The sequence below is a fragment of the Kitasatospora sp. NPDC088160 genome, assembly GCF_044741445.1.
Classification (GTDB): Bacteria; Actinomycetota; Actinomycetes; order Streptomycetales; family Streptomycetaceae; genus Kitasatospora.
Genome location: NZ_JBIUSS010000046.1, coordinates 26,590 through 37,573, shown reverse-complemented (window position 1 = coordinate 37,573; position 10,984 = coordinate 26,590). Strand labels below are relative to the sequence as shown.

Annotated in this window: 16 protein-coding genes; 7 read left to right on the top strand and 9 right to left on the bottom strand. The window is 71.2% G+C overall.

The features are described from left to right. The first annotated feature begins 455 nt into the window (after window positions 1–455). Window positions 456–737, top strand: a complete 282-nt coding sequence (locus tag ACIOGZ_RS41005; protein ID WP_400989694.1) for a MerR family transcriptional regulator — start codon at window positions 456–458, stop codon at window positions 735–737. A gap of 396 nt (window positions 738–1,133) precedes the next feature. On the opposite strand, the gene ACIOGZ_RS41000 is transcribed toward ACIOGZ_RS41005, so the two are convergent. The 3 genes from ACIOGZ_RS41000 to ACIOGZ_RS40990 all read right to left on the bottom strand — a co-directional run bounded on the left by ACIOGZ_RS41000 (window position 1,134) and on the right by ACIOGZ_RS40990 (window position 2,443). Beyond that, window positions 1,134–1,496, bottom strand: coding sequence for a hypothetical protein (locus tag ACIOGZ_RS41000; RefSeq protein WP_363588170.1), 363 nt, complete (start codon window positions 1,494–1,496; stop codon window positions 1,134–1,136). A 95-nt stretch (window positions 1,497–1,591) separates the two neighbouring features. Beyond that, on the bottom strand, window positions 1,592–1,996 hold the full coding sequence (locus ACIOGZ_RS40995; protein WP_363588172.1) for a hypothetical protein: 405 nt from the start codon (window positions 1,994–1,996) through the stop codon (window positions 1,592–1,594). A gap of 219 nt (window positions 1,997–2,215) precedes the next feature. After that, entirely contained in the window at window positions 2,216–2,443 is a 228-nt protein-coding gene (locus tag ACIOGZ_RS40990) for a hypothetical protein (RefSeq protein WP_363588174.1), read from the bottom strand. A gap of 517 nt (window positions 2,444–2,960) precedes the next feature. Between ACIOGZ_RS40990 and ACIOGZ_RS40985 the strand changes: the two genes are divergently transcribed. From ACIOGZ_RS40985 to ACIOGZ_RS40975, 3 genes are all read left to right on the top strand, one after another. Beyond that, a complete protein-coding gene (locus tag ACIOGZ_RS40985) occupies window positions 2,961–3,164 on the top strand; it encodes a cold-shock protein (protein ID WP_030918248.1) in 204 nt (67 codons plus the stop codon). Window positions 3,165–3,531: 367 nt separating this feature from the next. Then, a complete protein-coding gene (locus ACIOGZ_RS40980) occupies window positions 3,532–5,055 on the top strand; it encodes a DEAD/DEAH box helicase (RefSeq protein WP_363588176.1) in 1,524 nt (507 codons plus the stop codon). A gap of 250 nt (window positions 5,056–5,305) precedes the next feature. Beyond that, a complete protein-coding gene (locus ACIOGZ_RS40975; protein WP_363588178.1) occupies window positions 5,306–5,686 on the top strand; it encodes a CBS domain-containing protein in 381 nt (126 codons plus the stop codon). Between the two features lie 545 nt (window positions 5,687–6,231). Here ACIOGZ_RS40975 and ACIOGZ_RS40970 read toward each other — a convergent pair. Then, complete coding sequence (locus ACIOGZ_RS40970; protein WP_400812306.1) at window positions 6,232–6,513, bottom strand: MerR family transcriptional regulator; 282 nt, start codon at window positions 6,511–6,513, stop codon at window positions 6,232–6,234. A gap of 955 nt (window positions 6,514–7,468) precedes the next feature. Between ACIOGZ_RS40970 and ACIOGZ_RS40965 the strand changes: the two genes are divergently transcribed. Then, a complete protein-coding gene (locus ACIOGZ_RS40965; RefSeq protein WP_363633253.1) occupies window positions 7,469–7,708 on the top strand; it encodes a hypothetical protein in 240 nt (79 codons plus the stop codon). A gap of 49 nt (window positions 7,709–7,757) precedes the next feature. Here ACIOGZ_RS40965 and ACIOGZ_RS40960 read toward each other — a convergent pair whose 3' ends face one another. Then, window positions 7,758–8,009, bottom strand: a complete 252-nt coding sequence (locus tag ACIOGZ_RS40960; protein WP_363588182.1) for a hypothetical protein — start codon at window positions 8,007–8,009, stop codon at window positions 7,758–7,760. A 373-nt stretch (window positions 8,010–8,382) separates the two neighbouring features. Between ACIOGZ_RS40960 and ACIOGZ_RS40955 the strand changes: the two genes are divergently transcribed. Then, window positions 8,383–8,622: a hypothetical protein gene (locus ACIOGZ_RS40955; RefSeq protein WP_363588184.1), complete on the top strand. Its 240-nt coding sequence runs from the start codon at window positions 8,383–8,385 to the stop codon at window positions 8,620–8,622. Window positions 8,623–8,904: 282 nt separating this feature from the next. Here the strand turns inward: ACIOGZ_RS40955 and ACIOGZ_RS40950 are convergent, their stop codons facing one another. The 4 genes from ACIOGZ_RS40950 to ACIOGZ_RS40935 all read right to left on the bottom strand — a co-directional run bounded on the left by ACIOGZ_RS40950 (window position 8,905) and on the right by ACIOGZ_RS40935 (window position 10,414). Continuing rightward, window positions 8,905–9,069: a hypothetical protein gene (locus ACIOGZ_RS40950; protein ID WP_218206507.1), complete on the bottom strand. Its 165-nt coding sequence runs from the start codon at window positions 9,067–9,069 to the stop codon at window positions 8,905–8,907. A 16-nt stretch (window positions 9,070–9,085) separates the two neighbouring features. Then, window positions 9,086–9,289 carry a CsbD family protein gene (locus tag ACIOGZ_RS40945; protein WP_363588186.1) on the bottom strand — a complete coding sequence of 68 codons (204 nt, stop codon included), beginning with the start codon at window positions 9,287–9,289 and terminating at the stop codon, window positions 9,086–9,088. A 215-nt stretch (window positions 9,290–9,504) separates the two neighbouring features. Further along, window positions 9,505–9,756 carry a hypothetical protein gene (locus tag ACIOGZ_RS40940; RefSeq protein ID WP_363588188.1) on the bottom strand — a complete coding sequence of 84 codons (252 nt, stop codon included), beginning with the start codon at window positions 9,754–9,756 and terminating at the stop codon, window positions 9,505–9,507. After that, window positions 9,731–10,414: a type III effector protein gene (locus ACIOGZ_RS40935; protein WP_400989689.1), complete on the bottom strand. Its 684-nt coding sequence runs from the start codon at window positions 10,412–10,414 to the stop codon at window positions 9,731–9,733. Before ACIOGZ_RS40935 ends, ACIOGZ_RS40940 begins: the two co-directional genes overlap by 26 nt. A 109-nt stretch (window positions 10,415–10,523) precedes the next feature. Here ACIOGZ_RS40935 and ACIOGZ_RS40930 point away from each other — a divergent pair, with 109 nt between their 5' ends. Further along, window positions 10,524–10,958: an Hsp20/alpha crystallin family protein gene (locus tag ACIOGZ_RS40930; RefSeq protein ID WP_363588192.1), complete on the top strand. Its 435-nt coding sequence runs from the start codon at window positions 10,524–10,526 to the stop codon at window positions 10,956–10,958. The last annotated feature ends 26 nt before the right edge of the window (window positions 10,959–10,984 follow it).

Genomic DNA, 10,984 nt, shown 5'->3' with positions numbered 1-10,984 from the left:
ACGGCCGACGGGGCCGGGCTGCCGGACCGGGTGGGCCCTCACGGCCACCGACCAGCAGTACGCAGTCCAGCAGGTGCAGTACCAGCAGTACCAGCGGTACCAGCAGTACGAAAGTGACAGTTCAGTACAGAGGATGAACGGAGGGCGCAAGCGCCATCAGGATCGCCCGGCCCGTGAACACTCGCCCGGGCGGACACCGCAGACCCCAACGCGAGGACGGTGGTTTCCGGTCACGCATACGCGATCCCCGCACGACCCTCCCCAGGGGCAGCGCGGAAGCAACAGGACCGGCCCAGGCCGGTAGATGGTGTTGTTCCCCTTCGGGGCCCCGGAGCCGATACGGCCCCGGGGCCCCTCGACGCGTTCTCCCCGAGAACCAGAGAGGTGCAGTGACTACAACGACCAGCCCCGACACACCCGACAAGCTCGACGACGACGACTACCCCGCCTACACCATGGGCCGCGCCGCCGAGATGACCGCCACCACCCCCGGCTTCCTACGCGCCCTCGGCGAACACCGCCTCATCACCCCCCTGCGCTCCGAAGGCGGCCACCGCCGCTACTCCCGCTACCAACTGCGCATCGCCATGCGCGCCCGCGACCTCGTCAACCAGGGCACCCCCATCGAAGCCGCCTGCCGCATCATCATCCTCGAAGACCAACTCGAAGAAGCCCTGCGCCTCAACGAACAACTCCGCCGCACCCCGCGCGGCCAGGAACCCACCGCGGACACCTGACCGGACCGGCAACCTGGCCCACAGCTCCTTCCAGCCGTACTGCCGCCAGCCGCAGAGGCCGGACAGGGGGACGGCCTCGCGCTGCACGCTCTGGCCGTCGCCCCGTACGGCACCACCGCAGCGCGGCACAAGACGTGGCGGCTGGAGGGCGCGGCCGGGCTGGACCCCGCCAGCCAGGTACTCGGGATGGTCCGCTCGGAGAGGGCGCCGACACCGCCCGGGGCGCCGGCGCCTTCGGCTCGCCCGCTGCGCCCTTCGCCTCTGCGGCCGGGGCAGTCAGCGGTCCCACCCCGACACCCGGACCAGCCGTCACGGCACCCGCTCAAGGCTCAGCGGCTCCTTGGTGCGGGGACGTAGGGCGCCAAGCCAGGCGGCCACTTGGGCCTGGGGTGGTTCTCAGGAATCGGAGTAGCTGAGGTCCCCGACCGTCCAGCTGCTGACGTCCTCGATGGCGATGCGGTACATGCCGCCGGTGTGGGGCAGCCCGAAGTCGCCCTGCAGGATCTTCGCCCGGTGGAGATGCAGATGGGTGAGCTGTGCGGGCGGGCCGTCGGCGGGCGGGGCGAAGAGAGCGGCGAACGGTTTCAAGTGCTCCGAGGCCTGGAGGACCTCCGCCACCCGCTCCAACCACAGGGTCACCGGCGCGAGCCTGCCGGTGATCACGGCTCCGGGGACCACCACGGTCAGGGACATCTGATTGCTGTGCTCGGACTCGACCATCGCGGCGATGTCGACGAGCAGCCCGTCAGGGTTCGACATGCCCCCCAGAATAGGACACGGCCTCCGCGGCGCCCACGGGCCCGGGGCAGCGGCCATGGCGGCCACGGGCCTTGCGCCCGCTGCGCGGCCAGGAGCTACACGGCGGCGACCTGACGTGCCGATCGGCTGCGTCGCGGCGCGGGGCAGTTGGGAGCAGCCGTGAGCGTCTGGGCATCGCCCGGATCGTGCGGGCCGGCGGTGACGAGCAGGTCGGCTCCGAGGGCGGTGACGGTGAAGCCTGCGGAGCCGAGGACCTCCGCCAGGGCCAGCATCAGCGCGCCGCGGATGCCGCGGAACTCGGTGCGCCCGGCGGCGTCGGCGGGATGCGGGCAGCCGTGGAGGGTCGGTCCGATCAGGTCCTGGCCCGGGCTCCATCCCAGCACCAGGCCGATCCCTGGACGCTGCCGGGCGAAGAGCCCGGCCGCCTGGGACGGTGCCGGCTCGAACCCTCTGTGGGAGAGCACTGCGCAGACGGACTCAAACAGATGTTTGTCATCCATGCGCGGAGTTTATCGCCTGGCCAGCCCGCAGCCATTCGGCATTGATGTTTCGTCACATGCTTTTCCGGCCATGGCCGGTGAGGCTGCGGGGCCGGGGCGTCGGGTTCCCTCTCGGCCCGGCCGGGGTGCACGCCCCCTGGACGGCGTGCCGACGCGACGGGCCAGGGGCGTACCGCAGGGGTGCGCGGCGCACTCGGCGGAGAACCGCGTGCGTCTGGGTCAGAGTTTGAACATCGCGGTGTAGGGCTGGGTGATGCGTTCCCGCCGCGATCCGAAGTCGACGAGTACCGCGATGTCGCTGTCGTCTTCGACGCCGATGGCCCGGCCGAGGCCGTACGTGTCGTGGGTGACGCGGTCGCCGACGGCGAAGTGCTTGCGCGGTGCTTCGATCCGGGCCTTGAAGGGGCTGGTGGGCAGGACACGGCGGACTGCTGCAGATTTCGTCATTCCCTGCATTATGCGCCGAGAATCGCGGGAGCGGGACTTTTCGAAGCACTCAATTTCGGAGCTACGACAGGAATTTCGCGCAAGCCGTCCAGCGCGCCCCGGATGGCGCCGGTGGGCGTGGTGCGTCGCTTTCACGGGTCTGTCGCGGCCAGGGCAGGCGCTCCGCACCCGCGCGACTCGCCCTCCCCGGGAAGGTGAGCGGTCGGCACCGAAGGAGTGGGGGTGAGCACTCAACCAGACTGCTCTCCATGCATGTTGATGACCCCATCGCCTCGCGGCCGACGGCCCTGGGGGAAGGCTCCCGGAGAAGTGGGGGTGAAATATCCACCCGTGACGGGCCTGGGCCTGCTAGAGTCACTTTAGTTGCAGTAGTGGTTCCCATGAACTTTGTGTGCGCCTGCTGGTGTTTCGCAGGCGCCTTTTTGTTTCCCGGCTCTTCCCCGGGTGGGTGCTCATCGCGGCGACTCGAAGCGCGCGCTGTGCGTGCTTCGGACAGCCCCTTGAAGGAGATTTCTTTATGGCTAATGGCACTGTGAAGTGGTTCAACGCGGAAAAGGGCTTCGGCTTCATCGAGCAGGAGGGTGGCGGCCCGGACGTCTTCGCCCACTACTCGAACATCAACGCCAACGGCTTCCGTGAGCTGCTCGAGGGCCAGAAGGTCGAGTTCGACGTCACGCAGGGCCAGAAGGGCCCGCAGGCCGAGAACATTCGTCCGCTGTAGTTTCTGCCACGGCACCCGCCTGGTAGCGAGGGGCCCGCACCGCGTACATGATGCCCGGTGCGGGCCCCTCGGCATTGCGCCACGACGCACATCCCCGGCCGTTTCTGGCCCCCTGGCTCCGCCACCGGCGGCCATCCCCACGCGAGACGCCCAGCGCCGCGTCCGGATCGGCGCCCTGCCGTGACAGCTCACGGTTCGAGGTCGTTCGCTCCCGCCTTCCGCGGTGAGCGCCGACCGTAGGTGACGTGCCGCACGGTTTCACCGTCCACGCCCCGCGCTCCACACTTTCGGCCCGTCCCCTCGTGACCTCCTGTCGGCGTCCCGCGCTGCGGAGCTGCCTCGCGACGTGCCGCCAGGAAGGTTTCCCATGAACCACTCCAGCCGCTCCCCGTACCAGAACGCCAACTCCCGCTCCTCGTCCTCCTCCCGCTCCGGCGGCAGCTCCTTCTACGGCGACCGGCCCGCCCGCGGCCGTAGCGCCCGCCAGGGTTCCTCTCCGCAGGGCGAGTTCGCGATGCCGGTGAGCACCACTCCGGCGCTGCCGCCCGTCGAAGCGTTCGAGGAGCTGGACATGCCGAAGGCGCTGCTGTCGGTGCTGACCCGCCAGGGTGTCACCTCGCCGTTCCCGATCCAGGCCGCGACGCTGCCGAACTCGCTGGCCGGCCGCGACGTGCTGGGCCGGGGCCGCACCGGTTCGGGCAAGACCATCGCATTCGGCCTCGCCGTGCTGGCCCGCACCGCCGGTCGGCGCGCCGAACCGCGCCGCCCGCTGGCCCTCGTCCTGGTCCCCACCCGCGAGCTCGCGCAACAGGTGACCGACGCTCTCACCCCTTACGCCCACTCGGTGCGCCTGCGGATGGCCACGGTGGTGGGCGGGATGTCGATCGGCCGCCAGGCCCACGCCCTGAACCAGGGGGCCGAGGTCGTGGTGGCCACCCCCGGCCGACTCAAGGACCTGATCCAGCGCGGCGACTGCCAGTTGGACGGCGTCGGCATCACGGTGCTCGACGAGGCCGACCAGATGGCCGACATGGGCTTCCTGCCGCAGGTCACCGAGCTCCTCGGCCAGGTCGCCGAAGGCGGCCAGACGATGCTGTTCTCCGCCACCCTGGACCGCAACGTCGATCGCCTGGTGCGGCGCTTCCTCAAGGACCCGGTCACCCACTCGGTCGACCCGTCCGCGGGAGCGGTCAGCACCATGGAGCACCACGTCCTGCACGTGCAGAACTTCGACAAGAACGCCACCATCGCCCACATCGCCTCCCGCGACGGCGGAGTGATCATGTTCATCGACACCAAGCACGGCGCGGACCGCCTGGTGGACGACCTGCTAGCCAACGGCGTGAAGGCAGCGGCCCTGCACGGAGGCAAGTCCCAGCCGCAGCGCACCCGCACCCTGGAACAGTTCCGCACCGGCCAGGTCACCGCGCTGATCGCCACCAACGTCGCCGCCCGGGGTATCCACATCGACGGCCTCGACCTCGTCGTCAACCTGGACCCGCCGAGCGACCACAAGGACTACCTCCACCGGGGCGGCCGCACCGCCCGGGCCGGCGAGTCCGGCACCGTCGTCACGCTCGTCCTGCCCGGCCAGCGCCGCGAGATGGCCGGTCTGATGACCGCCGCCGCCATCACCCCCGTCACCACCCGCGTCAGCGCCGGCGACGAGGACCTGGCCCGCATCACCGGCGCCCGCGTGCCCACCGGCATCCCCACCGTGGTCGCCGCCCCCGTCGTCGAACGCCCCCTCCGGAGCCCGTCCACGAGTCGCGGCCGCCGAGGACGCCCCGCCCGCGCGGCCGGTGACACCCGCGCGAGCGTCACGGGCCGCGACAACCAGGCCGCCGCCGGCCGCCGCCGGGCACCGAGGCGCGTCGCCCTCGCTGCCTAGTAGGCAGGTGTGGGCCTGGACCGCCGCCGCGGTCCAGGCCCACACCCCCCCCCCGCGGGCCCCCGGGGGGGGGCCCCCCGCCGGCCGGGGGGGGGGGGGGGCCCCCGCCCCCCCGGCGCGGCCCCCCCCCCCACGACTCACCAGCGCGAAGCAGGAGTCCCGGCCCGCTCCGGCGGACCCCGCCGGCCCTCCCACCGCGGTGCCCCGACCACCGCCGGCCCCGGCGGAACCGACACCAAGGAGTCCGCCCATGACCCTCACCCTCGAACACCCCGCGACCACCGCCACGGTCGGCGACCTCATGAGACACCCCGAGCTGCAGATCAGCGACGACGTCATGGTCGACATGGCGATCGACATCCTGCACGGCTCCGGCGCCGACCACCTCCTGGTCCGCGATGACGACGGCCGCTGCGCCGGGCTGCTGACCCGCCTGCACCTCGCACCGTTCCAGACCCGCACCTGGTCCACCGAGCGCACCCCGGTGCGCGACATCGTCCTCGACCAGGCCCCGTTCGCCACCGCCGACATGCCCGCCACCACCGCAGCCTCCGCCATGCGCGCCCGCGGCCTGACCACGTGGCCGGTGGTCGACCCCGACGGCCACGCCATCGGCCTGCTCAGCTTCTAGGCCCGCGCTGCCGGCGCCGACGCGCCGGCAGCCGCGTCTCCAGGGAGCTGTCCACGGCGGCGTTCAGCATTGGGCCGCTGTCCTGGTCGGGGTCGGCCATCGCGTCGAGCATCAGGGCGCCGGTTCCCGGTCGCAGGCGGATGTCGAGGGCAGGGGGTCGGATTCCGCGGGGACGGCCACCGAGTAACTCCTCGCGGCCCCGGTCTCGGGCGGGCCGGGGGCGCCCGCAAAGCGGGCGACTTGCCTGACGGCCCGCAGGCGGCGGCGCAATCCTCACCGTAGCGGCCGGGCGACCGAGCGGACCGCCCGCTCAGCGCAGGCGAACCGTCAGCGGCTGGCGCGGCCAAGGACCGGTCAAGGAAACACAGTTGTGCATGAGCGCGGCCCGGAACCGGTCCGCGCCGGTGAGGCAGGGTGCCGGACTCCTGGCCGCGCGGGGAACGGTCGGCCAGCGATCGGGGACTGAGGGGTAATCGTGTCCGGGGCGGCCTGCGGTGAGCGCCCGTCGCTCACCGCGGACCGGTCTCGTCGGCCTGGCAGGCTGGTCAGGTGTCGGCGGCGGACTCCTGGCCGCGCGGAGAACGGCGGAGCTCTTCGTTGATGCGCAGGGCTTCTTCGAGTTGGTCTTCGAGGATGACGATGCGGCAGGCGGCCTCGATGGCGGTGCCCTGGTCGACGAGGTCGCGGGCGCGCATGGCGATGCGCAGCTGGTAGCGGGAGTAGCGGCGGTGGCCGCCTTCGGAGCGCAGGGGGGTGATGAGGCCCTGTTCGCCGAGGGAGCGTAGGAAACCGGGGGTGGTGCCGGTCATTTCGGCGGCGCGGCCCATGGTGTAGGCGGGGTAGTCGTCATCGTCGAACGAGCTGACGGCGCCGGGGGTATGCGGTCGGATGGTTGCCGTGGTCACTGCACCTCTTCTTGTTGTTGTGCCTGGGGACGTACTGAGGGGCCCCGGGGGCCATTGTGGCTCCCGGGGCCCCGAAGGGTTTTACACCATCTGCAGGCCTTGTGGCCGGCTTCCTTATATCCGCACTGCCCCGGGGGAGGGGGCATGCGGGGATCGCGTATGCGTGACCGGAAACCACCGTCCTTGCCTTGGGGTCTTCGGATTCCGCCCGGGCGACTTCCTCACGGGCCGGGCGATCCTGATGGCGCTCTGTCCCCTCCGTTCATCCTCTGCACTGACCTGGTACTGCGGAACTGCTGGTACTTCGAACTGCGTGGTAGTGCCAACCACTCGGTACTGCTGTGGCGGTCCTTGCGGTCCACCGGGTCCGGTAGCCAGCCCCGTCGCCCGTCCTGCTTAACCACTCGGCTTGGAACCCCACTGCCGGACTCCCAGTGCGCGCGCCCGCAGTCTGGGCGCCTTCACCGGGATACCGCGTACTTTCGACTGCTGGTACTTCCCAACTCAACTTCACACTGCTGGTACTGCACTTACCGAACTGCGGTACCGCTCGGTGGCGACCCCTGATACCTGCGGGCCGCCCGGCCCGGCCGCCGGTCCTGTCGCCTTACTGCACCATCCCTGGCTTCAAGACCCTGCAACCGTACCGACCTACGAACTCCTGTACTGCTACCCGCCAGTTCGTGTCTGGCAGGTACCGCTTCTCTCGTCTACGAGAGAAACACTAACCACGGCGCGTGGCAATGTCTACTCCAGCGGGCATAGATTTTTCGGCGCCGGCTGGGGAGGTAGTCTTCGCCCCTCACGGGGTGGGGCGGCCTGTCGCCGCAGCCGCGCCCAGGGCGGAGGACGCCGCGTCCCGCGGCCAGGACCACGAGTGAACGGGAGACAAGTGGTGGAAGGGCCGCAGGCCGCGCGGCAGGTGCGCACCCCCGACCCCCATACCCAGGCGTCGCTGGCGGCGGCCATAGGCGAAGCAGTGCGCGACCGGGACGAGCGGGGCCTCCGCCGGCTTCTGGCCCGCTTCGCCGAACAGGCCGCCATCACGGACCTGCCTGCCCTGCGCGAGGCCATCGACACCCCCCACGGTGATGACAATCCGCCGGGGGCCCGATAGGCCCAGTCGGCCCGCCGCGCTCCCGGATCAGAAAGCGCGGGCAGCGGCATCACAGGTCAGGCAGACGTATCCGGCCCAACGCGGCGGATACCACCCCTGCCTCGGACGCTCCGGGCTCCACCGCTCGACCACCATCGCGCTGGCGTCCATTCCGCACGCGGGTCGACGGCCCGGGGCCGCCGGGGGCGTCCGGATCGGAGAGGGCGGCGTGGACCCGGCGCACCGACAGGACGTCGACCGGATCACCGCCCACCCCCAGGATGCGCGCATCCAACGGCTCAACCAGCTCCAACAGAACCACGATCCCCATGGTTCAACCGCGCGCGCCCGAGGCCGCGCACGCGACCGCACCCGGGCGAGGGCGGCCGGCGGTGGACCACGCCGGACACCCCGCCGTACAGGCCCGGACCAGAAGGGGGGAGGGTCAGGGCCCGTGCGAACGGGTCCGCTCGCGCCCAGGGTGCTTGCCAGTATCGGCGAGCGAAACCCGGCAGGGCGCGGCGGCCGGTCGGCGCAGCAGGGGACTGGGAACGAGCGTCCAAGCCGCGCCGCCGAGGTCAGGCGGAGATTGTCAACGCTTCCGCAGAACTGAAAACCCATCAGTCCCGCAGAATTGACCCCCTCGGGTCGTGCGGTTCGGTCGTGCGGCTTGGTCGGCCCGGCATGGTGGGCGGATGGAAGACGATCTCCCGACCGTGTCGGTGCGCCTGTGGCAGGCGGACACCATCGTGTTGTTCGACTGGCTGATGACGACGGATCTCGGCTCGGTGCCGGTGACCCATCCGGCCCAGAAACAGGCCCTGGCCGATCTGCTGTCGCGGTTGGAGCGGGCCGCGGACTCCGACGTGACCGGGGTGACCGCCGAGGACATCGCTGCTGCTCAGAGCGAGGTTGCCCAGGATATGGGCTGGTAGTTCATTCGCGGACGAGAACGGCACGTTCCGGGTGGAGATCACGAAGGTGATGGCCCGGCCACGCCCGCGGCACGGACAGGCACACGTGCCTGCACGCCATCCCGCCGCCCTGAACGTCGGCCCGCGGGTAGGCACACCCGTGGGCCGCTGCCGTGCCGCTCGTCGGCCGCCGTGCGGCCGGGGTCTACAGGAGTAGCCCCGGCCACACGGCCCCGCCCCGCCGAATACAGCCCTGGCCCTCGAAGGGCCGAGGGCTGCGTCACGGCGAATGGCCCGCCTTCCCTACCTGCGCCCGGAGCGTCGGCTGCCCAGACGCATGCCGCCGAGTACCAGGGCTGCGAGGAACAGGACGATCCCGATCACGAGCAGCCACAGCAGGCCCTTCACGAGGGCGCCGACGAAACCGAACACCACAGCGATCAGGACGATGAACAGAAACAGTGCCATCGCGGCTCCGCCTTTCTCACTTGTCGCGCTTCAAGACGCCCTTCACACGGTCGGCGACGTCGCGCACGCCGTCCTTGACGTCCGCGGCGGCCTGCTTGAGCTTCGACTCCGCCTGGTCGGCCTGCCCCTCGCCCTTCAGCTCCTGGTCACCAGTCAGGTCCCCGACCTTCTCCTTGGCCTTGCCGGTCACGTTCTGCGCCTTGTTCGACAGGTCACTCATCGGTTGCTCCGTCCATCCGGTAGTGCGCGAATCCCACTGTCCGATCGTCCATCTTTGCCCGGTTTTGGGGATTTTATGCTCGCGGCACGGCTGACGAGGCGCGGGCCGTCCCGAGGGGACCGCCTGTGAGGCCGGACGGCGGCGCGAGGCGGTACGCGGGCCGGGGGATCGGCGCCGCGTACCGCCGGCCTGATGACCGCGGGCAGGCGCCCGGTTCAACGAGCCTCTCCCGCGGACGGGCACGGGTGGCGGGCCGGGCTGCCGGGGGTGTCGGGGCCCTGCGGGGGCCATGGCTGGGTGGCGAGCTGGCGACGCAGGGCGTCGAGGCGGGCCAGGTGGGTGTCAAGGACGGTGAGGGCCGCAGTGCTCTGCTCGCGGATCCGCAGCTCGATGGCGGCGAGGCGGTCCTCGATGTGCTGCCATCGGTCCTGGGCAGGAGGGTCAGGCGCGTCGTTGATCACTGTCATGGCGGAGGCGGTCGGTGCGGTCGTCGAGGTCGTCGAGGCGGGCGGCGAGGTCGGGATGGGCGTCGCCGAGATGGAGGCGCATACCGGTCAGGGGCGCTATGAGGTCGGCCGCGTCGGTGGCGCCGAGGGCAGTGGTGAGTGCGTCCAGGGCGGGCCCGGCTTCGGGGGTGTGGCCGGGGGCGGCGGTGATCCGGGCGGCCAGGACGCGCAGGTCGGCGGCGTGGTCGCGGGCCCAGGCGTCGACGGCGCGGTCGGCGGCGCGGCGGTCGCGCACGGCCTTGACCCGCTCCGCGCCGGTAGCAGTGGTGCCAGTGGTGCCTGTGGTGCCGGCGGGGCGCAGGCGCAGGTAGCGGTTCTCGGCGGCCTGGCGGCTGGCGACGCCCATGGGCTGGGCGAGGTCGGCCCAGGTGGCGCCTGCGGCGCGGGCGGCCTCGACCATCGGAGCCTCCCAGTCGGCGAGCTGGGTACGCAGCTCCCGCAGCAGCACGAGGGCGGCCAGCGCCCGCTCGGCACCGCCTTCCCGTGTGTCTTGGCCTGCGGGACGGCCAGGTCCCCGGGCCGTGCGCACGGCGTCGTCGATGGCGGCTAGCGCTGCGGCGGCGGCGAGGAAGGAGACCGGCTCGGGTCTGGCTGCGGGCTTCGGGGGCTTCGCGCTCATGCAGTCATTCTACGGACGACACTAGGAGTTTGTCATTGGATGGATGACGTGCTACAACGATGTCAGGTGAAGCGCACTGGCACCCAACGATCAATGGAGGTGTTTCGCGATGCTGCTGCGCACTGACCCCTTCCGCGAGCTCGACCGGCTGACCCAGCAGTTCCTCAACACGACCGGTACCTGGTCGCGGCCGACCCCGATGCCACTGGACGCCTACCGCGCCGGTGACGAGTACGTGATCTGCTTCGACCTGCCAGGGGTGGCCCCGGACGCGATCGACATCGACGTCGAGCGGAACATGGTGACCGTCAAGGCCGAGCGCCGTCCGCACCGGCAGGGAGACGACGTGAAGTGGGAGCTGGCCGAGCGCCCGCTCGGTGTGTTCTCCCGGCAGGTCATGCTCTCCGACACCCTCGACCCGGAGGGGATCACCGCCGACTACGACGCCGGCGTGCTGACCCTGAAAATCCCGGTCGCCGAGAAGGCCAAGCCCCGCAAGATCGCCATCGCCCATGGCGACGGGCGCAAGCAGATCCAGGCCTGACCTCTCCCCGAGCCGTCCCGTGCCGC